The sequence below is a fragment of the Aurantimicrobium minutum genome, from assembly GCF_029893825.1.
GTDB lineage: Bacteria > Actinomycetota > Actinomycetes > Actinomycetales > Microbacteriaceae > Aurantimicrobium > Aurantimicrobium minutum_C.
The window spans coordinates 37,046-56,722 of record NZ_JARXXV010000002.1; the positions used below are offsets into that span (position 1 = coordinate 37,046).

The 19,677-nt window shown below is 55.0% G+C and carries 20 protein-coding genes; 18 read left to right on the forward strand and 2 right to left on the reverse strand.

All coding sequences use genetic code 11. The annotated features are described in order from the left end of the window. Positions 1-114: 114 nt before the first annotated feature. From rho to M2120_RS08030, 5 genes are read left to right on the forward strand one after another with little or no spacing between them, the layout of a single operon-like run. Entirely contained in the window at positions 115-1,887 is a 1,773-nt protein-coding gene (rho, locus tag M2120_RS08010; RefSeq protein ID WP_280798208.1) for a transcription termination factor Rho, read from the forward strand. A 3-nt stretch (positions 1,888-1,890) separates the two neighbouring features. Then, the gene (gene prfA / locus M2120_RS08015; RefSeq protein WP_280798209.1) at positions 1,891-2,970 is read left to right on the forward strand and encodes a peptide chain release factor 1; all 1,080 of its coding nucleotides are present in this window, start codon (positions 1,891-1,893) and stop codon (positions 2,968-2,970) included. Between the two features lie 20 nt (positions 2,971-2,990). Beyond that, positions 2,991-4,139 carry a dTDP-4-amino-4,6-dideoxygalactose transaminase gene (gene rffA, locus M2120_RS08020; RefSeq protein WP_280798210.1) on the forward strand — a complete coding sequence of 383 codons (1,149 nt, stop codon included), beginning with the start codon at positions 2,991-2,993 and terminating at the stop codon, positions 4,137-4,139. After that, a complete protein-coding gene (locus M2120_RS08025; protein WP_280798211.1) occupies positions 4,139-5,386 on the forward strand; it encodes a glycosyltransferase family 4 protein in 1,248 nt (415 codons plus the stop codon). Before rffA ends, M2120_RS08025 begins: the two co-directional genes overlap by 1 nt. Continuing rightward, positions 5,386-6,378, forward strand: coding sequence for a glycosyltransferase (locus M2120_RS08030; protein ID WP_280798212.1), 993 nt, complete (start codon positions 5,386-5,388; stop codon positions 6,376-6,378). The genes M2120_RS08025 and M2120_RS08030 overlap by 1 nt, the downstream gene beginning before the upstream one ends. A gap of 12 nt (positions 6,379-6,390) precedes the next feature. On the opposite strand, the gene epsC is transcribed toward M2120_RS08030, so the two are convergent. Then, positions 6,391-6,975: a serine O-acetyltransferase EpsC gene (epsC, locus tag M2120_RS08035; protein WP_280798213.1), complete on the reverse strand. Its 585-nt coding sequence runs from the start codon at positions 6,973-6,975 to the stop codon at positions 6,391-6,393. Between the two features lie 96 nt (positions 6,976-7,071). Next, positions 7,072-8,007 carry a cysteine synthase A gene (cysK, locus tag M2120_RS08040; RefSeq protein WP_280798214.1) on the reverse strand — a complete coding sequence of 312 codons (936 nt, stop codon included), beginning with the start codon at positions 8,005-8,007 and terminating at the stop codon, positions 7,072-7,074. A 100-nt stretch (positions 8,008-8,107) separates the two neighbouring features. On the opposite strand from cysK, the gene prmC reads away from it, so the two are divergent. From prmC to M2120_RS08105, 13 genes are all read left to right on the forward strand, one after another. Further along, positions 8,108-9,007: a peptide chain release factor N(5)-glutamine methyltransferase gene (prmC, locus tag M2120_RS08045; RefSeq protein ID WP_280798257.1), complete on the forward strand. Its 900-nt coding sequence runs from the start codon at positions 8,108-8,110 to the stop codon at positions 9,005-9,007. Positions 9,008-9,019: 12 nt separating this feature from the next. Beyond that, the gene (locus tag M2120_RS08050) at positions 9,020-9,697 is read left to right on the forward strand and encodes an L-threonylcarbamoyladenylate synthase (protein ID WP_280798215.1); all 678 of its coding nucleotides are present in this window, start codon (positions 9,020-9,022) and stop codon (positions 9,695-9,697) included. Positions 9,698-9,700: 3 nt separating this feature from the next. Then, positions 9,701-11,041 (forward strand): MraY family glycosyltransferase, encoded by a 1,341-nt coding sequence (locus M2120_RS08055; RefSeq protein WP_280798216.1) that lies wholly within the window; start codon positions 9,701-9,703, stop codon positions 11,039-11,041. Between the two features lie 2 nt (positions 11,042-11,043). After that, complete coding sequence (locus M2120_RS08060) at positions 11,044-11,493, forward strand: hypothetical protein (protein ID WP_280798217.1); 450 nt, start codon at positions 11,044-11,046, stop codon at positions 11,491-11,493. 289 nt (positions 11,494-11,782) lie between these two features. Further along, positions 11,783-12,601 (forward strand): F0F1 ATP synthase subunit A, encoded by an 819-nt coding sequence (atpB, locus tag M2120_RS08065; RefSeq protein ID WP_280798258.1) that lies wholly within the window; start codon positions 11,783-11,785, stop codon positions 12,599-12,601. A gap of 45 nt (positions 12,602-12,646) precedes the next feature. Then, on the forward strand, positions 12,647-12,883 hold the full coding sequence (atpE, locus tag M2120_RS08070; RefSeq protein WP_096380363.1) for an ATP synthase F0 subunit C: 237 nt from the start codon (positions 12,647-12,649) through the stop codon (positions 12,881-12,883). A 30-nt stretch (positions 12,884-12,913) separates the two neighbouring features. Continuing rightward, positions 12,914-13,456 (forward strand): F0F1 ATP synthase subunit B, encoded by a 543-nt coding sequence (locus tag M2120_RS08075; protein ID WP_280798218.1) that lies wholly within the window; start codon positions 12,914-12,916, stop codon positions 13,454-13,456. Further along, the gene (locus tag M2120_RS08080; protein ID WP_280798219.1) at positions 13,456-14,253 is read left to right on the forward strand and encodes a F0F1 ATP synthase subunit delta; all 798 of its coding nucleotides are present in this window, start codon (positions 13,456-13,458) and stop codon (positions 14,251-14,253) included. Before M2120_RS08075 ends, M2120_RS08080 begins: the two co-directional genes overlap by 1 nt. Positions 14,254-14,314: 61 nt before the next feature. Continuing rightward, a complete protein-coding gene (gene atpA / locus M2120_RS08085; protein WP_280798220.1) occupies positions 14,315-15,955 on the forward strand; it encodes a F0F1 ATP synthase subunit alpha in 1,641 nt (546 codons plus the stop codon). A 51-nt stretch (positions 15,956-16,006) separates the two neighbouring features. Next, entirely contained in the window at positions 16,007-16,906 is a 900-nt protein-coding gene (locus tag M2120_RS08090; protein WP_280798221.1) for a F0F1 ATP synthase subunit gamma, read from the forward strand. A 38-nt stretch (positions 16,907-16,944) separates the two neighbouring features. After that, entirely contained in the window at positions 16,945-18,447 is a 1,503-nt protein-coding gene (gene atpD, locus M2120_RS08095) for a F0F1 ATP synthase subunit beta (protein ID WP_280798222.1), read from the forward strand. A 2-nt stretch (positions 18,448-18,449) separates the two neighbouring features. Further along, positions 18,450-18,719: a F0F1 ATP synthase subunit epsilon gene (locus M2120_RS08100; protein WP_280798223.1), complete on the forward strand. Its 270-nt coding sequence runs from the start codon at positions 18,450-18,452 to the stop codon at positions 18,717-18,719. 91 nt (positions 18,720-18,810) lie between these two features. Next, positions 18,811-19,638 carry a YaaA family protein gene (locus M2120_RS08105; protein ID WP_280798224.1) on the forward strand — a complete coding sequence of 276 codons (828 nt, stop codon included), beginning with the start codon at positions 18,811-18,813 and terminating at the stop codon, positions 19,636-19,638. The last annotated feature ends 39 nt before the right edge of the window (positions 19,639-19,677 follow it).

The window sequence follows — 19,677 nt, forward strand, 5'->3', positions numbered from 1 at the left end:
AGTTCGATTCCGAACTTCTGTAACACCCCATTTCGCACCAGCTCCACACAGCCCACATTTTCAATGCAGTGGCTAGGAAAAGCTCGAGTGCTCAAAACTAATAAAGGAGAACTCATGTCTGAGAACTCAATCAACGAAACCCCTGCTGAAGAATCAGCACCCCGCAAGCGCACTTCTCGTCGCGCAACCGTCACCGCTCCTGTGGCATCTGCTGATGCAGTTTCTGGTGCTGTGTCGGTCAGCGCTTCTAACCACGTGAACTCTGGCGACGCCGGTGTTCCTGCGCTGGCACCTGCATTGCAGGCCAGCGCTGAGGAAGCACCTCGTCGCGGCCGTGGCCGCCCAGCGAAGAAGAGCGCAGATGCCTCTGTTGACGCGCCAGCAACCGAATCTGCTGCACCAGCAGAAGAAGGCGAAGCAGGTCCACGTCGCGGACGCGGCCGTGGCCGGAACAACGATGTTGCAGAGTCTGCAGGAGATGCAGAGCAGAACAACCCCACCGAGGGTGGATCTGAGGGCGACAACGCCGAAGGCGATCGCCCCAGCCGTAACCGCAACCGTAACCGCAACCGTCGTGACCGCAACGACCGTGGTGAAGGTGACAACGGTAACCGTAACAACGGTCCTGAGTCCGAAGGCGAAGAGCGCTTCGACCGTAATGACCGCAACAATCGCAACAACCGTCAGCGTGACCGCCGTCGCGGTGGCCGCATGGGCGATGAGGTTGAACCAGAAATTCTCGAAGACGACGTACTGATTCCTATCGCAGGTATTTTGGACGTTCTCGACAACTACGCATTCGTCCGCACTTCCGGATATCTTCCCGGAAACAACGACGTCTATGTCTCACTCGGCCAGGTAAAGAAGTACAACCTGCGCAAGGGTGACGCTGTGATTGGTTCAATCAAGCAGCCTCGCGAAGGTGAAGGCTTTGGTCGCCAGAAGTACAACGCACTGGTCAAGATTGACTCCATCAATGGCCAGACCATTGAAGAAGCAGCTACCCGTGTTGACTTCCAATCTTTGACCCCACTGTATCCTCAGGAGCGTCTGCGTCTGGAGACTGAGTCTTCCAAGATCACTGGTCGCATCATTGACTTGGTTTCTCCCATTGGTAAGGGCCAGCGTGGTCTGATTGTTGCGCCACCAAAGGCGGGCAAGACCATCGTGATGCAGCAGATTGCGAACGCAATCGCTCAGAACAACCCTGAGGTTCACCTCATGGTTGTTCTCGTCGACGAGCGTCCCGAAGAAGTCACTGACATGGAGCGCACCGTCAAGGGCGAAGTTATTGCTTCCACCTTTGACCGTCCCGCAGAAGACCACACCATGGTGGCAGAGCTCGCTATCGAGCGCGCGAAGCGCCTCGTCGAGCTCGGTCAGGATGTTGTTGTTCTCCTTGACTCGATCACTCGCTTGGGCCGTGCCTACAACCTGGCAGCACCTGCTTCTGGTCGTATCCTTTCTGGTGGTGTGGACGCAGCTGCGCTCTACCCACCCAAGAAGTTCTTCGGTGCTGCACGCAACATTGAGAACGGTGGCTCGCTGACCATCATTGCTTCCGCACTGGTTGAGACCGGTTCGAAGATGGACGAAGTCATCTTCGAAGAGTTCAAGGGCACCGGCAACATGGAGCTTCGCCTTTCTCGTGTACTGGCTGACAAGCGCATCTTCCCTGCGGTAGATGTGAACGCTTCTGGTACTCGCCGTGAAGAGATGCTGATGGGTGCTGACGAAGTCAAGGTCACTTGGAAGCTTCGCCGCGCACTGGCAGGTCTCGATACTCAACAGGCGCTGGAAAGTGTTGTGGGCAAGCTCAAGGAGACTGCAACCAACGTTGAGTTCCTGATGCTGATGCAGAAGTCCAACGTCTCCAAGGAGGACTAAGCCGTGCTTTCTTCTGTACAAGGCCTTCTCGCCGAGTACGAAGAGCTGCAGGTTCAGCTCTCCGACCCGGCCGTGCACGCTGACGCTGCACGTTCGAAGAAGCTCAACCGTCGTTATGCCGAGCTCAGTCAGATCAAGGCAGCTTATGAGCAGCTGACCTCACTTGAGGAAGATCTAGCCGCTGCTAAAGAACTAGCAAAAGAAGACGAAGCTTTCGCTGCTGAAATTCCTGGACTTGAGGAAGCTATTCCTGGAGCTCAAGAGAAGCTGCGCCGTCTGCTGATCCCACGTGACCCTGATGATGGCCGTGACGTCATCATGGAAATCAAGGGTGGTGAAGGTGGTGCTGAAAGCCAGCTCTTCGTTGCTGACCTTCTGCGCATGTATCTGCACTACGCCGAGTCCAAGGGGTGGAAGACCGAAGTGCTCGACAAGACCGAATCCGACCTTGGTGGTTACAAGGACGTTCAAGTTGCCATCAAGGGCAACTCGAACGACCCAGCACAGGGTGTCTGGGCACACCTGAAGTATGAAGGTGGCGTGCACCGCGTTCAGCGTGTGCCCGCAACCGAGTCTCAAGGTCGTATCCACACCTCTGCTGCAGGTGTGTTGGTCTTCCCCGAAGTTGATGAGCCTGAAGAAGTGCAGATCAACCAGAACGACCTCAAGATTGATGTCTATCGATCAAGTGGCCCTGGTGGTCAGTCCGTGAACACCACTGACTCCGCCGTTCGTATTACCCACCTTCCCACGGGAATCGTGGTGTCGATGCAGAACGAAAAGAGCCAGCTGCAGAACCGTGAAGCCGGTATGCGTGTGCTTCGTGCACGTATCCTTGCTCGTCAGCAGGAAGAAGCTGCAGCGGAAGCAAGCGCGGCTCGTAAAGAACAGATCCGCACTGTGGACCGTTCAGAGCGTATTCGTACCTACAACTTCCCAGAAAACCGTATTGCTGACCACCGCACTGGTTACAAGTCTTACGACCTTGACCGTGTGATGGATGGGGCTATTGAGCCTGTGATTCAGTCATGCATCTCGGCGGACGAAGAATCGCGCTTGGCTGCTTTGGGCGACCAAAACTAGTTCAGAACTAGACTCAAATCATGTCTGCAAGCGATGCAATGACACCGATTCTTTTCTCGGTGCCATTTCGCGCGCCTGCAGCACCAGGAAACCTCGCAGCGGTCATCGCGTCAGATCATGTCCATGGTGATGGTCCTTTCACGAAGTCTGCATCGGCAAAATTAGTTGAGCTCACGGGTTCACCTTCGGTTCTGCTGACTACTTCAGGTACTGCTGCTCTAGAGATGGCTGTTCGTCTTCTGGGTATTGGCGAAGGCGATGAGGTTATTGTTCCGAGCTTTACTTTCTCTTCAGGTGCAGCTTCTATCGTTGCTGCCGGGGGAGTGCCTGTCTTTGTTGACATCGAGGGTGACAGCGGAAACGTAGACCCGGCACAGGTTGAAGCTGCGATTACGCCCAAAACCAAGGCTATCTCTGTCATGCACTACGGCGGTGTTCCAGCGGACATGGACGCCATCATGGCGATCTCACGAAAGCACAACATTCCTGTCATCGAAGACAATGCTCACGGTCTGGCAGTGAAGTCAAGGTTCGGTGCTCTCGGAACCATTGGTTCTGTAGCTATCCAGAGTTTCCATGACACCAAGAATGTTCACTGCGGTGAAGGTGGTGCAGTTCTAATCAACGATGCTACGTTGACAGAACCTGCAGAAATCATGCGAGAAAAGGGAACTAACCGTTCCAAGTTCCTTCGCGGCCAGGTGGACAAATACACCTGGGTGGATTGGGGTTCCAGTTATCTTCCCTCAGAGTTGAATGCAGCTGTGCTCGACGCCCAGCTGGATGCCTTTGAGGGCATCCAGGAGCGTCGATTCCAGATTTGGAACACCTACGCGGCTGAACTTTCACAGTGGGCCATGGACCTTGGTGGCTCTGTGATGAACCCCGCAGAGGGTGAGCACGCAGCTCACGTCTTCTTCGTCCTGATGCCTAACCAAGAAGTGCGTGATGCACTGCTGGAACACTTACGCGCGCATGGCGTTATTGGCACTTTCCACTATGTGCCCTTGCACTCCAGCCCAGCAGGTCAGAAGTATGGCCGAACTGTGGGGTCCATGGAGAAGACAGATTCTTTCGCTGGTCGTCTAGCCCGTTTGCCCTTGTGGCCAGGCATGACAGTTGAACAAGTGGCATATGTCATCGAGACCGTGAAGGCATTCCGCCCCTAATGTCAGTGCTCAAACGTGCTTCTGACATGCTCAAGTATGAGGGCGTGAAGTCCACTGCATGGCGTGGGGCGAAGTGGTTGACCTCGAGGTCAAATCCCTTCGAAGAAGTACCTCTAGCAACAGTGTTCAAACAAGATGTTCTGGCCGTGGACTGGACACAAGATCGCGACTTCAAAGCTGAAAAGCCTGTCAAACCCGGCGGCAAGCCTCAAATTGCCTGGGTTATTTCTCCTCCGGGACGCTCCAGCGGCGGACACCAGAATGCCTACTTGTTCATGGAATTCTTAGAGCAAGCAGGCTACGAAATCACGATCTTTTTGTATTCAGCAGGTGCCTATCCCAAGGTGAGTGTTGAAGGTGTCAAGCACATGCTTTCCACCAACTCGGGCTATCCCAAGCTCAACGCTGAGTACCGGATGTATGACCCAGAAACGGGTCTGACGGGTGACTTTGACGTCATTGTGGCAACCGACTGGGCAACTGCCTATGCTGCGTGGCGATATAAACGCAACATCCCCAGGATTTATTGGGTTCTCGACTTTGAACCCTACTTCTTCCCAGCAGGTCCTGACTATGTTGTGGCAGAAAACTCTTATCGCTTGGGATACCACGGAATCACGATCGGTTCGTGGCTTGCCGCGAAGCTGAAGCGTGATTACGGCATGCCGACGGACTTTTATGAATATGCCGTAGATGCTGCTCGCTACACCCGCACCAACGATGCCAAGCGCAATGAAATCTTGTTTTATGCCCGCCCCACGACTCCACGTCGTGGCACAGAGTTTGGACTTCTAGTTCTGGAAGAAGTTCACCGCCGCCGCCCTGACATCGTTATCAACATTGCTGGCTGGGATATGTCTAAGGCGGGAATTGAATTCCCGTTTGTAAACCACGGAACATTGCAGGTTTCACAGCTTCCAGAGCTTTATAACCGCTGTGGTGCTGCACTCGTGCTGTCGCTGACGTGTATGTCGTTGCTTCCGTTGGAAGTCATGGCCTGTGGCGTTGTTCCTGTAGTCAACGATGGTGAAAACACCCGTATGACTCTGCGAGATGACCCACGTATTGAGTTTGTGCCCATGTCTCCTGCACTCATGGCTGACCGCATCATTGCTGCTCTTGATCGCCCCGATCAGGTTGAATACTCACGCTCGCTGGCGAAGTCCGCAGAGGGTGGGTCCTGGAATGACGCTGGCTCTCAGGTTGTGGCCATGTTCGACAAAATCATCAAGCGCAAGAAGAAGTAATGCCCCTCGTTACTCCAGAGGATAAGAAGACGGTTGATTCAACCGTCTTCATTCCTACCTTCAACGGTGAGAAATATCTTGATCGACTACTTCACGCCGTTGAGTCTCAGGACTTTGCAGGCAACTTTGAAATCCTCATCATCGACTCGGGTTCCAGTGATGCCACCCTCGACATCATTGGCACACACCCAGCAGTTCGACTCGTTGAGATACCTGGTTCAGAGTTTGGTCACGGCAAGACGCGTAACTTGGCTGCCAAGCTGGCCCGTGGAACGAACATTGCCTATTTGAGCCATGATGCGATCCCTGCAAAAAACACATGGCTTACCAACATCACAGCCCCGCTAGATCCTCAGGGATTGGACTGTGTTGGAGTGGTGGGCAAACACATTGCCAGGTCGAACTGCTCACCATTGCTCAAGTATGAAATTGACGGAGTATTCAGGTCCTGCGGCCCTGACGGTGAGACCACCGTGATTGATGGTGCGTTGTCAAAGACCCATGAGCTCACTCCAGGTGAGTTGTTCTACTCCGATGTGAACTCTGCTACCCGCCGAGACTTCTTACTGAACGTGATTTCCTATCGTGATGTGAATTACTCAGAAGACATGGCATTTGCTCGGGATCTGTTGGAAGCTGGTTACCGCAAGGCGTATGCAGCAACAGCAATTGTTGAACACTCAAACGATGTGACTTTTAGCGAATACGGCAAACGCATCTTTGATGAAAACCTTGGCATGCGTCGCGTGGGAGAAGGACGCCAGTCATTGTCCTGGATTCAAGCCAAACTTCGCGCCGTGAGAGATGTGTTGGTGTGTTGGGGCAAGATTCTTCGAGATAGCGATTACAGCTTTTGGGCCAAAGTGCACTGGATGTGTGTGAACCCTGCCTATGCCTGGACAAAGTGGGTGAATATTCACCGCGCACTCAACGTTTCGCTGGATGACCACAAGAAGATTGCGAAGTATTCGCTCGAAGCTTCGCGTGCCTAGAAGGTTTATCTCTTAGATAAACATCGCGGGGTCAACCCACGCGCGACCACTGTCTTCAACAGCCTCACCAGGAACAGCAACCTTGCCATTGCGTGGCTTAGCAATACCTGGGATGCCCACAACTTGCGAGTCTGCTGGCACATCCTTCACCACAACAGCATTGGCGCCAATGGCGCTGTTGTGGCCAACAGTGAGTGGGCCCAGAATCTTGGCGCCAGCACCAATAGTGACGTTGTTTTCTATGGTGGGGTGGCGCTTACCCTGCGCAAGTGAACGCCCACCAAGTGTGACGCCGTGATAAATCATCACGTCGTCACCGATCTCTGCAGTTTCACCAATGACCACGCCCATGCCGTGGTCAATGAAGAAGCGACGCCCAATGGTGGCACCTGGGTGAATTTCTACACCGGTCCAAAAGCGTGTGCATTGTGATCCCACGCGGGCTATGAACTTGAATCCGTGATTCCAGAGCCAGTGGTGCAAGCGATGTGCCCAGACAGCATGAAGACCTGAGGCAACAACCCACGTCTCAAACGACGAGCGTGCTGCTGGGTCGTGTGAGCGCGCGTTGGCGATGTCTTCACGGATATTGAGCATAAGAACTACAAGGCTACCGAATGCTGGAGTATTCCCCGAACACGACAGAAGCCGCACAGCTGATGCTGAGCGGCTTCTGTTCACCTTGGTGAGGGATTAGTCCTTGAAAGGTTCCCACAGTGCGGTGGAGACGTAGCGCTCGCCATAGTCGCAGACGATGGCGACGATGGTCTTGCCTGCGTTCTCTGGGCGCTTGGCAACCTGAGATGCTGCATAGAAGATAGCTCCGGTGGAGATACCAGCCAAGATGCCCTCTTCTGCTGCGAGGCGGCGTGCGTACTCAATCGACTGGTCGAAGTTTACGTCGAAGACCTCGTCGTAGACGGTGGTGTCGAGGATGGGTGGTACGAAGTTCGCACCGATTCCCTGGATCTTGTGAGGGCCAGGTGCTCCACCGTTGAGGATGGGGGACTCTTCAGGCTCAACAGCAATGATCTGGATGTTGGGGTTGAGTTCCTTCAGGCGTGATCCGGTACCAGTGATGGTTCCACCGGTACCAACACCTGCAATGAAGATGTCTACCTTGCCGTCAGTGTCTGCCCAGATTTCTTCAGCAGTGGTGGCGCGGTGAATTGCAGGGTTGGCTGCGTTCTCGAACTGGCGAGCCAGGATTGCACCGGGGGTGTTAGCCACGATCTCTTCAGCGCGAGAAACAGCACCGCGCATACCCTCAGAACCGGGAGTGAGGACAACTTCTGCGCCGTATGCGCGCACCAGCACGCGGCGCTCGATGCTCATGGTCTCTGGCATGGTCAAGATGACCTTGTAGCCGCGAGCAGCACCCACGAGTGCAAGAGCGATACCGGTGTTTCCGGAGGTTCCCTCCACGATGGTTCCACCTGGCTTGAGTTCACCAGACTTCTCGGCAGCGTCAATGATTGCCTTACCCAGGCGGTCCTTAACGGAGTTGCCGGGGTTGTAGAACTCGAGCTTGGCGTAAACCGTGGCTCCAGCGCCTTCGGTTAGACGGTTGATGCGTACCAGCGGAGTGTTGCCGGTGACGTCAGTGATGTTGTCATACAGACGAGCCACGATGAACCTGTTTCTCTATAGATGGGGTGGTACTAAAGCGTTCTTTGATTATGTGGCACGCACACACAACACACCTAGTTCTGTTACGTTCAAAGACATTATGAATTCTTCTGCGCATGCCGACGACATTGCCCTGGCTGACCTTCGTCAGTGGGCAATGTCGTCTTTGAGTTCTGCAGGGATTCTCGAATCGGATGTGGATGCCGAGCTGCTCATTGGTCACGTGCTGGGTTTGAGTAGGGGAGAAGTCGCTTCCAAGCTCGTAACCGGCTTTGTCGTACCGGGTGAATCTGCTGTGGCAATTCGCCAGCTGGTAGACCGCCGTGCTGGGCGTGAGCCTTTGCAACACATCTTGGGGGTCGCCTGGTTTAGGTCATTGACGCTTCAGGTTGGCCCAGGCGTCTTTGTTCCGCGCCCAGAAACGGAACAACTTGCCGGAATGGCGATTGATGCACTGCGTTCTCTGGCGGATCCTTCACCCATTGGTGTGGATTTGGGAACAGGCTCAGGTGCGATTGCTCTAGCCATGGCAACTGAGGTTCCCCACGCCCAGATTTATGCCGTGGAGAAAAGCCCAGAAGCTTTGCCCTGGACGAGTAAGAACTTCAGCGCACTCGGTGGCCATAACGCTCACCTGGTTCCTGGTGACTTGGCTGGAGAAGAGTTGTTGTCCACGTTCCCTGAGCTGGAAGGCTCGGTAGCAGTAATTGCTTCTAATCCTCCCTACATTCCAGTTGGCGCTATTCCTCGCGATCTTGAGGTGCAATTGTTTGACCCTGCCCTTGCTTTATATGGAGGCCAGGACGGACTCGACGTTGTTCGCCAGGTGTCACAGGTTGCTCTTGTTCTTGGACGCCCTGGTACTCAGCTCATGCTTGAACACGGTGAATTACAGGGCGCAGATATTCGAGAAATTCTCAGCGCGGATGGCTGGAGGGCAACCGCCACACATCGCGACCTCACCGGTCGCGACCGCTACACCACTGCAACCCGCCCGTAGACTAAATGCGTTATGTCTCGCATCTATGACTGCTCGGATAATTCCGAACTCCTAACCGGTATGCGGCTTGCTCGGCAAGCCGTCGCCAAGGGGCAGTTAGTTGTAATTCCCACAGACACCGTCTATGGCGTGGGGGCAAATGCATTCAGTCCAGAAGCAGTGCAACTTCTTCTGGAAGCTAAGGGTCGTGGTCGCCAGTCACCACCACCGGTGTTGATGCCTTCGTCAGCAACTATGGATGGTCTGGCGCAAAACATTCCTGACCAGGTTCGTGCTTTGGCGGATGCTTTCTGGCCCGGTGGTCTCACCATCGTGTTGGAAGCACAGCCTTCCCTTGCCTGGGATCTGGGTGACACCAATGGCACGGTTGCCGTGCGTGTTCCAGCACACCCTGTTGCTCTCGAACTTCTCGCTGAGACGGGGCCTTTGGCCGTGTCCTCGGCAAACCTGACTGGCCAACCTGCAGCAACTACTGCTGCTGGTGCTCATGACCAACTTGGTGCTCGCGTGGAGGTTTACCTCGACGGGGGAGAAGCAACCGAAGGAATGGCGTCGACCATCATTGATGCCACTGCTCTTTCACGTGGTGCTGGTGGTATTCGCATTCTTCGTGACGGTGTCGTTAGTGCTGCGCAATTGCGCGAGGTTATTGGAGATGCTCTCGAGCCCTCGACAGATGCGGTGGGCTAGCTCATGTTGATGCTGGCCTTGATGGCTTTTGCCTCGGCAGTGGTGACCTTTGGGTTTTCCTATGTCATTCGCCGATTGAGCCTCAAATACAAGCTTTATCCCAAGATCCGCGAACGTGACGTTCACACCCGCCCCACCCCTCGTTTGGGTGGCGTGGCAATGTTTTTGGGAATCGTTATTTCGTTTGCTGTTGCCAGTCAAATCCCATTCTTTAAAGTTATTTTTGCTGACCCTGGGCCAGTCTGGGCAATCATGGGCGGCGCATTTCTGATTGTTGTTATTGGTGTACTCGATGACATATGGGATCTGGACTGGACAATCAAGCTGGCAGCTCAGTTGGGTGTGGCAGCACTTGTTGCCTGGCAGGGTGTTCAGATTTTGTCGCTGCCTATTGGTGGCATCACAGTGGGTTCTCCCACCATGTCATTCCTCATTACAATCTTTGCGATTGTATTAGTGATGAATGCCGTGAACTTTATTGACGGACTTGATGGTCTGGTAGCAGGTGTCTCGCTGATTTCTAATGGCGTCTTCCTGATTTATAGCTACTTGCTAGCCCGTGAAACCAGCCCCTCCAATTACTTCAACCTCGCGTCACTGATTGCTGCTGTATTGGTTGGTGCGTGTGCTGGGTTCTTGCCATTTAACTGGCATCGTGCGCGCCTGTTCATGGGAGATGCCGGCTCCATGCTGGTGGGTCTCCTCATGGCGGTGGCCGGTATTGCAGTGACTGGGCAGATTGACCCTGGACAAGTAAACCCAGATGGCTTGGGTAAGTCTCAGTTGCTTCCTGCGTTCTTGCCCATCATGCTTCCCTTTGCCATCTTGCTGTTGCCATTGGCTGACTTCTCACTTGCTGTGCTGCGCCGCGTAAGTGCTGGAAAGTCTCCCTTTACGGCAGACCGCAAGCACTTACACCACCGCTTGCTGGATATGGGCCACTCCCACCTCCAGGCAGTGCTCATTCTTTACAGCTGGACAGCGGTGGTCTCTATCGGCTTCCTGCTGTTCTTTATTGTGAAGCCCTATGCCATTGCCGTGGTGTTCTTGATCGTAGGAACCATTGTCAGTGCCGTGTTGACCATCCTGCCTTTGACCAGGCGCCAGCGGGTGGAGAAGACGATTCAGTCGCTCAAGAACGATGCCGTCTTGGCCGAATATGACCCACTCGATGCAGCCAGTAACAAGTTTGCAGACGATGTTCCCGTTCCTGCCGAGGAAGTTATTGCTGGTGCTACCGGCCAGATTGATCTGGGTGGAATTGTGAAACGTGGTTCTGCCAAGAATGCTGCACCTAAGTTTTCTGCACCTAATTTTGCTGATGAGAAAGAAACCGACAAGTAGTGATGACTAATCCCGAAACTGCACGCGTATTGCCACCTGGAGTGCCTAGCTCTGTTCCTGTGCTCAAGCGAACCCTGGCCTATGGTTTCGCTTTCGCCGCAGCGATAGCTGTGGTGGGCGGGGTCATTGGCCTGCTCGTTGCTGGGCCGATAGCGGCGTGGAGCGCAGTTATCGGTGCCGTGATGGCAGGTGTGTTCTTAGGAATCACGGCGCTGAGTATCTTGATCGCTGTGCGTTACGACATCGTGGCGTTTTTCGGAATTGTGCTGGGTGCGTGGTTGCTGAAGTTCGTCGCCTTCATCGTGGTGGCGCTGGCACTGCGCGACCAGCCCTGGATCAACCCGACTGCGCTGTTCTTATCTCTCATTGCCGGCGTGATTTCATCCCTGGTGGTGGATGTGGTGGTTGTGATGAAGACGCGTATGCCCTACGTGTCTGACCCCAAGAACTAGGTAATTAATTCCATATTTCTTAGTCAGAAATAACAATGCCCAGACTTTGTCTGGGCATTTGTTTTGTTACTTTCTGGCAGGTCATGCGGGGGAGTATTTCCGCTGAGCGGTAAGTAGTTTTTAGATTGGGTCAGCGGCGGTTTTTCCCTGTAAAGTCTTGAGTAATCCCTCGCACCAATTGCGGATCATTCAGTCACGTTTCGACAACGAAGCCAAACGAGAGTGAACTGCTGGGGGATCCGCATGTTCGTCGTCGCGAGAGCAGAAGCTCCACGCCCCGAAACAGGAGATAGCGCTGCTAGTAAACGCTGTAACCACGCTCGTCACCTCGACAGAGGGCGACTCGAGCTTTCACGGGCCCTCGATCGCCGAATTCTTCCCACCCGCGATCTTCTTCGCAGGAACCCCTTTTGAGATCAACCGAATCATCCTGATTCGTTTCATTCTCGCAGCTGTGCTGATCCTGCTGTTCTGGTTGGGTACTCGCAACATGAAGCTTGTTCCTTCCAAGGGACAGTCTCTGGCAGAAATGGCGTTGGACGTTGTTCGAGTCAACATTGCTGAAGACCTGCTGGGCAAGAAGGACGGAAAGCGCTTCCTTCCGCTGTTGACCGCCATCTTCTTCACCGTGCTGGCCATGAACATTCCCGGTATCTTCCCTGGATTCAACGTTGCCGGTTCGTCACTGGTTGGTTTGCCACTGACTCTGGCCGTTGTTGCCTATGTCACCTTCATCTACGCAGGTTTGAAGAAGCACCCCGGTGCATTCCTGAAGAACTCGTTCTTCCCACCCGGAGTGCCCTGGCCTATCTACTTCATCGTGACTCCGATTGAGTTCTTCTCGATCTTCATCCTGCGCCCCATCACGCTGGCCCTTCGTCTTCTGATGAACATGGTTGCTGGCCACCTGCTCTTGGTTCTGTGCTTCTCCGCCACCTCGTTCTTCCTGTTTGAGACCGACGGTGCGTGGAAGGCATTCAGCCTTGGAACGTTTGCTTTCGGTTTCATCTTCTCGGGATTCGAAATCCTGGTTGCTGTGCTTCAGGCATACGTCTTCACCCTGCTTACAACGGTCTACATCCAGCTCGCGCTGGCTGAGGAACACTAACGGGTCTGGCATCCGCCAGTCTCGACCACACGGAAGGAAACAATCGTGGACGCAACATCGGTTCTCGCCGAAATCAACGGCAACATTGCCACCGTCGGCTACGGTCTCGCAGCCATCGGCCCCGCTATCGGCGTAGGTATCGTCGTCGGCAAGACCATCGAGTCGGTTGCACGCCAGCCTGAGCTCGCAGGTCGTCTTCAGGTTCTGATGTACCTGGGTATCGCATTTACCGAGGCACTTGCCTTCATCGGTATCGCTACCTACTTCATCTTCACCAACTAGTCACTTACCCGCGTTCGACACGGAGGCATCATGCTTCAGGCACTTATCGCTTCAGAGGAAATTCAGAACCCTCTGTTGCCAGCACCAGCTGACCTTTTGTGGTCCGCTGTTGTCTTCGCGATTATCCTCATCTTCTTCTGGAAGAAGGTTCTGCCCAACGTCTCAGCCATGCTCGAGGCACGTGGTGCTGCAATCGAAGGAAACATCGAGAAGGCAGATGCTGCTCAGCGCGAAGCTGAAGAAGCCCTTGCGAAGTACACCGCTCAGCTCGCTGAAGCGCGTGCAGAGGCAGGCAAGATCCGCGACGCTGCACGTGCAGACGGCGCCAAGATCGTGACTGAGGCTAAGGAAAGCGCATCAACCGAGGCAGCTCGCATTACTGCGACCGCTAAGGCTCAGATCGAAGCAGAGCGCCAGAGCGCACTCGTTTCGCTCAAGAGCGAGGTTGGCACGCTGGCCATCGACCTGGCTTCTGGTGTTATCGGTGAGGCTCTCACCGACGACAAGAAGTCCAAGGCACTGGTTGACCGATTCCTTGCTGACCTCGAAAAGTCGGAGAAGGCAGCTAAGTAATGGGTAGCGCAAGCAGACACGCAATCACCAGCTCCAAGGCAGCCCTTGCTGGCTTGGGAGCTAAGGCAAACCTGGCATTGGGCGAGCAGCTCTTTGCTGCTGGTCGTGCCTTCGCTGAGTCTGCCCAACTGCGCGCCGTGCTGGCTGACCCTGCAGTTTCTGACGCTGACAAGACCGCTCTGCTGAGCAAGGTCTTCGGCAAGGGATTGGATGCCACTGCATCCAAGCTGCTGGGACAGATCGTCTCCAACCGCTGGTCGAGCCAGGATGACCTGCTCGCCGGTGTCGAAGAAATCGCTATCCGTGCTGCTGTGTCGGGTGCCAAGAAGACTGAAGCTGTAGACGCTGAGCTGTTCGCGTTCTCTCGTGCCGTGTCGAGCGACGCAGAACTCGAGCTCAGCATCGGCTCCAAGCTTGGTAACCCCGAAGCAAAAGCAGCACTTGTGAAGAAGCTCCTCAAGGGCAAGGCCTCGGCAGCAACGATTGCCATCGTCTCTGCTCTTGTGCAGCAGCCTCGTGGTCGCCGCATTGGCGCACTGCTCTCCTATGCAGCAGATGTTGTTGCAGACCAGGCAGGCGCCTCCATTGCAACCGTGACCAGTGCGCAGCCTATTGCTGCAGCGCAGCTGTCCAGCCTGGGCAAGTCCCTGGCAAAGGTCTACGGACGCGAGCTCAACATCAACCTCGTCATTGACCCCTCGATTATCGGTGGCCTGCGTGTGCAGGTTGGCGATGACGTGATCGATGGCTCCGTTTCGTCCCGTATTCAAGAACTACGACTCCAGCTCGCTGGATAAGCGAAGTAAGACTTCACCAAACCCTCTCAGTCAACCGGCTGAACCAGACAAGGAAAACACAATGGCAGAACTCACGATCAGCCCCAACGAGATCCGCGACGCTCTCAAGGACTTCGTTTCTTCCTACAAGCCCACCAAGGCTTCGAAGACCGAAGTTGGCCACGTCATCGACGCAGCCGACGGTATCGCACACGTTGAGGGCCTGCCCGGTGTGATGGCTAACGAGCTCATCCGCTTCGCAGATGGCACTCTTGGTCTCGCCCTGAACCTCGACGAGAACGAGATCGGTGTTGTTGTCCTCGGTGAGTTCACCGGCATCGTTGAAGGTATGGAAGTAACTCGCACTGGCGAGGTTCTCTCCGTACCTGTCGGCGAAGGCTACCTCGGCCGCGTGGTTGACCCACTGGGTAACCCCATCGATGGTCTGGGAGACATCAAGAAGATTGAGGGTCGTCGTGCTCTCGAGCTCCAGGCTCCTGGCGTTATGCAGCGTAAGTCGGTGCACGAGCCCATGCAGACCGGTATCAAGGCTATTGACGCCATGATCCCAGTAGGTCGTGGACAGCGTCAGCTCATCATTGGTGACCGTCAGACCGGTAAGACCGCTATTGCGATCGACACCATCATCAACCAGAAGGCTAACTGGGAGTCCGGTGACGTCAACAAGCAGGTTCGCTGCATCTACGTTGCCATTGGTCAGAAGGGTTCGACCATTGCTGCTGTGAAGGGCGCACTGGAAGACGCTGGCGCAATGGAGTACACCACCATCGTGGCTGCTCCTGCATCAGACCCCGCAGGTTTCAAGTACCTTGCTCCTTACACCGGTTCTGCCATTGGTCAGCACTGGATGTACGGCGGCAAGCACGTTCTCATCATTTTCGATGACCTCTCCAAGCAGGCTGAGGCTTACCGTGCCGTATCGCTGCTTCTGCGTCGCCCACCAGGACGTGAAGCATACCCCGGTGACGTGTTCTACTTACACTCCCGTCTGCTCGAGCGTTGTGCAAAGCTCTCTGATGAGCTCGGCGCAGGTTCGATGACCGGTCTTCCCATCATCGAGACCAAGGCAAACGACGTCTCGGCATACATCCCCACCAACGTGATCTCGATCACCGACGGTCAGATCTTCCTTCAGTCCGACCTGTTCAACGCGAACCAGCGTCCAGCTGTTGACGTAGGTATCTCCGTTTCCCGTGTGGGTGGTGACGCTCAGGTCAAGTCGATCAAGAAGGTCTCCGGTACCTTAAAGCTCGAATTGGCTCAGTACCGCTCACTCGAGGCATTCGCGATGTTCGCATCCGACCTCGACGCAGCAAGCCGTCGTCAGCTGGCACGTGGTGCTCGTCTGACCGAGCTTCTCAAGCAGCCTCAGTACACCCCATACCCCGTTGAAGACCAGGTTGTCTCCATCTGGGCTGGTACCACTGGCAAGCTCGATGAGGTTCCCGTTGAGGACATCCTGCGCTTTGAGCGTGAGTTCCTCGACTACCTGGGACGTAAGACCAAGGTACTCACCACCCTGCGCGAGACCAACGTGCTCGATGACAAGACTGTGGAAGACCTCGAGAAGGCTGTTGTTGCCTTCAAGAAGGAATTCCAGGCAGGCGACGGTTCTTCACTGGCTTCGGTTGGTAAAGAAGAGTTCACCGCTATCGACGAAGCAGACGTCAAGCAGGAAAAGATCGTCAAGAAGAAGCGCTAAGCGCCTTCTTCACTGACATCAACCACCTTTTAGAGAAACCACAGGAGAGACATGGGAGCGCAACTTCGGGTCTATAGGCAGAAAATTCGTTCTGCCCAGACGACCAAGAAGATCACGCGTGCAATGGAGCTGATCTCTGCCTCGCGCATTCAAAAAGCACAGGCACGTGTGATGCAGTCCACGCCCTACTCGCGTGCGATTACTCGCGCCGTGTCGGCTGTTGCCACGTATTCCAACGTGTCACACATCCTCACCACCGAGCCTGAGAAGATCCAGCGCGCAGCAATTGTGATTCTGGCTTCTGACCGCGGTCTTGCTGGTGCTTTCAGCTCACAGGTTCTTCGTGAATCTGAGCAGCTGGCTGAGCTTCTGCGCGAGCAGGGCAAGGAAGTTGTCTACTTCCTGGTTGGCCGTAAGGCAAACGCCTACTTCTCCTTCCGTCAGCGTCCAGCTGAGCGTGTATGGACCGGTGGCACTGACCAGCCCGTATTCGAAACCGCTCAGGAAATCGCTGGCGCTGTTCTCGAAAGTTTCCTGCGCGACTACGCAGACGGTGGTGTCGACGAGATTCACGTTGTCTACAACCGTTTCGTTTCCATGGTTTCTCAGGTTCCTCACGTTGTTCGCATGCTTCCTTTGGAAGTTGTCGAAGGCGTGGACGAGCCCGGTGAAGACGAGGTTCTTCCTCTCTACGAGTTCGAACCCGAAGCTGACAAGGTACTGGACGCTCTGCTTCCTGTGTACATCGAGAGCCGCATCTACAACGCCATGTTGCAGTCTGCTGCCTCTGAGCACGCAAGCCGTCAGCGCGCGATGAAGTCTGCAAGCGACAACGCAGACAAGCTCATCCGCGACTACACCCGTCTGGCGAACAACGCTCGTCAGTCCGAGATCACCCAGCAAATTTCCGAAATCGTTGGTGGCGCCGACGCCCTGTCGTCCGCCAAGTAACACAGACTTTCCAAACCCGGTAAGAGAGAAGAAGAGCAATGGCAGCAGCACCCGCTACTAAGGCTAAGACCCCCGCAAAGGCAGCACCTGCTAAGAAAGCAGCGGCTCCTAAGAAGGCAGCAACCGCAACCGGTCGCATCGCCCGCGTGAACGGTCCCGTCGTCGACATCGAGTTCCCACACGACTCGATCCCCGGCATCTACAACGCCCTGGAGACCACGGTCGTCATCGGCGCTGAGAGCACCAAGCTCGTACTCGAGGTTGCCCAGCACCTCGGTGACGACCTCGTGCGCGCCATTGCCCTCAAGCCCACCGACGGTCTCGTGCGCGGCCAGGAAGTCACCGACACCGGTGCTCCAATCTCCGTGCCCGTGGGTGACGTCACCAAGGGTAAGGTTTTCAACGTCACCGGTGACATCCTCAACGGAAACCCTGGCGACAAGGTTGAAATCAAGGAGCGCTGGCCCATCCACCGCACCCCACCTGCATTCGACCAGCTCGAGTCCAAGACTCAGCTCTTCGAAACCGGTATCAAGGTCATCGACCTGCTGACCCCCTACGTTCAGGGTGGAAAGATCGGTCTGTTCGGTGGTGCTGGTGTGGGTAAGACCGTTCTGATTCAGGAAATGATTCAGCGTGTAGCTCAGGACCACGGTGGTGTATCGGTATTCGCCGGTGTGGGTGAGCGTACCCGTGAAGGTAACGACCTGATCCACGAAATGGAAGAAGCAGGCGTCTTCGACAAGACCGCTCTCGTCTTCGGCCAGATGGATGAGCCACCAGGAACCCGTCTTCGTGTAGCACTGTCTGCTCTGACCATGGCGGAATACTTCCGTGACGTTCAGAAGCAGGACGTTCTGCTCTTCATCGACAACATCTTCCGTTTCACCCAGGCAGGTTCTGAGGTTTCGACCCTTCTCGGCCGTATGCCTTCAGCTGTGGGTTACCAGCCCAACCTGGCTGACGAAATGGGTATCCTCCAGGAGCGCATTACCTCAACCCGTGGTCACTCGATTACCTCGCTGCAGGCTATCTACGTTCCTGCGGATGACTACACCGACCCCGCTCCTGCGACCACCTTCGCACACCTCGATGCAACCACCGAGCTTTCTCGTGAAATCGCATCGAAGGGTCTCTACCCAGCTGTGGACCCACTGACGTCGACTTCTCGAATCATGGACCCTCGCTACTTAGGTGAAGACCACTACCGCGTTGCGACCACCGTGAAGGCAATCCTCCAGAAGAACAAGGAACTCCAGGAAATCATCGCGATTTTGGGTGTTGACGAGCTCTCTGAAGAAGACAAGATCACTGTTGCCCGCGCACGTCGCATCCAGCAGTTCCTGTCTCAGAACACCTACATGGCGAAGAAGTTCACCGGTGTTGAAGGTTCGACCGTTCCTCTCAAGGACACCATCGAGTCCTTCGATGCCATTGCACGTGGTGACTTTGACCACGTTGCAGAGCAGGCCTTCTTCAACGTTGGTGCTATCTCCGATGTTGAAGAGCAGTGGGCAAAGATCCAGAAGGAAAACGGCTAATCATGGCTTCTTCTCTCCTTCAGGTCAGCGTCGTAGCTGCCGACCAGGAAGTCTGGTCTGGCGCAGCCACTATGGTTGTTGCCAAGACCAGCGAGGGCGAGATCGGTATCCTTCCAGGACACGAACCCATGCTGGCAATCCTTGCCGGCGGTGAAGTTCGTGTCACCACTGAGGACGGCTCGAAGATCACCGCTAACGCAGCAGGTGGTTTCCTCTCGGTCGAGAACAACAACGTTTCTGTTGTTGCATCTGCCGCAGAATTGGTTGCATAACACCAACCTCACACACGCTAATGCCCGCGGTTGAAGAGTTCCTCTTCCTGCGGGTGTTTGCACTTAAAGGACACGTATTAATGGAGACGTAGTGTTAATTCTGCTACCACCTTCGGAAACGAAGCGTGACGGGGGAGAGGGTGCTCCACTGGAGCAGCTCCTAGCTGAATCTGCTCTGTCTTTTCCAGAACTCAACGCCATTCGTAAGCGCGTGGTTGCTGCAACCGTGTCTTTGGCGCGCAGACCTAAAGAATGTGCTGAAGCACTCAAACTCAGCCCTAAGCAAATGGGCGAGGTTGACCGCAACAAGGCGGTCAAGACCTCGCCAACAATGCCGGCCATTGATCGCTATACCGGTGTTCTTTATGACGGCCTGGCTGCCTCTAATCTTCCCCAGGAAGCCCGTGAGTTCCTTGCTCAGAACGTTCTGATCCAATCGGCACTACTGGGCCCAGTGGGGGCTCTAGAGCCCATCCCGGCATATCGACTCTCCTTTGACTCCAAACTGCCTGCATTGGCCGCAGGGAGCCTCAAGAAGGCATGGGCTGAGGTGGGAGGGAAGTCTCTGGCGAAGAAGCTCAAGGAAGAACCACAACTCGTTCTAGATCTGCGCTCAGAAGGCTACTCAGCTCTTGCCCCACTAGCTCCTGCGGAGAACACGGTTTATCTGCGTGTGGTGACAAAGGGAGAAAACGGACAACTTCGTGCCCTGAATCACTTCAACAAGAAGGGCAAGGGCGAGTTTGTGCGCGCCTTAGCCAAAGATGCAGCGAACACCAGCGGCATCTCCACGGTCGAAGAACTCATTGCGTGGGGTAGTGCGAAGAACATGATTCTGGAACGAGGCGCTGAGGCAACTTCTGATTGGCCAGCAGAGCTCAACTTGGTTGTTTCTGGAGTCATTCAGAAAATGTGTTAACTATTGCTCCGTATATAAAAGCGAGTTGTGGATAACTCC

Coding starts and splice junctions, on each gene's coding strand:
- M2120_RS08100 (WP_280798223.1), top strand. CDS start 18,450: ATGGCTTCTTCTCTCCTTCAGGTCAGCGTCGTAGCTGCCGACCAGGAA.
- atpD (WP_280798222.1), top strand. CDS start 16,945: ATGGCAGCAGCACCCGCTACTAAGGCTAAGACCCCCGCAAAGGCAGCA.
- prmC (WP_280798257.1), top strand. CDS start 8,108: ATGAATTCTTCTGCGCATGCCGACGACATTGCCCTGGCTGACCTTCGT.
- M2120_RS08080 (WP_280798219.1), top strand. CDS start 13,456: ATGGGTAGCGCAAGCAGACACGCAATCACCAGCTCCAAGGCAGCCCTT.
- rho (WP_280798208.1), top strand. CDS start 115: ATGTCTGAGAACTCAATCAACGAAACCCCTGCTGAAGAATCAGCACCC.
- epsC (WP_280798213.1), bottom strand. CDS start 6,975: ATGCTCAATATCCGTGAAGACATCGCCAACGCGCGCTCACACGACCCA.
- M2120_RS08090 (WP_280798221.1), top strand. CDS start 16,007: ATGGGAGCGCAACTTCGGGTCTATAGGCAGAAAATTCGTTCTGCCCAG.
- M2120_RS08075 (WP_280798218.1), top strand. CDS start 12,914: ATGCTTCAGGCACTTATCGCTTCAGAGGAAATTCAGAACCCTCTGTTG.
- M2120_RS08055 (WP_280798216.1), top strand. CDS start 9,701: ATGTTGATGCTGGCCTTGATGGCTTTTGCCTCGGCAGTGGTGACCTTT.
- M2120_RS08060 (WP_280798217.1), top strand. CDS start 11,044: ATGACTAATCCCGAAACTGCACGCGTATTGCCACCTGGAGTGCCTAGC.
- rffA (WP_280798210.1), top strand. CDS start 2,991: ATGTCTGCAAGCGATGCAATGACACCGATTCTTTTCTCGGTGCCATTT.
- atpA (WP_280798220.1), top strand. CDS start 14,315: ATGGCAGAACTCACGATCAGCCCCAACGAGATCCGCGACGCTCTCAAG.
- M2120_RS08050 (WP_280798215.1), top strand. CDS start 9,020: ATGTCTCGCATCTATGACTGCTCGGATAATTCCGAACTCCTAACCGGT.
- M2120_RS08030 (WP_280798212.1), top strand. CDS start 5,386: ATGCCCCTCGTTACTCCAGAGGATAAGAAGACGGTTGATTCAACCGTC.
- M2120_RS08025 (WP_280798211.1), top strand. CDS start 4,139: ATGTCAGTGCTCAAACGTGCTTCTGACATGCTCAAGTATGAGGGCGTG.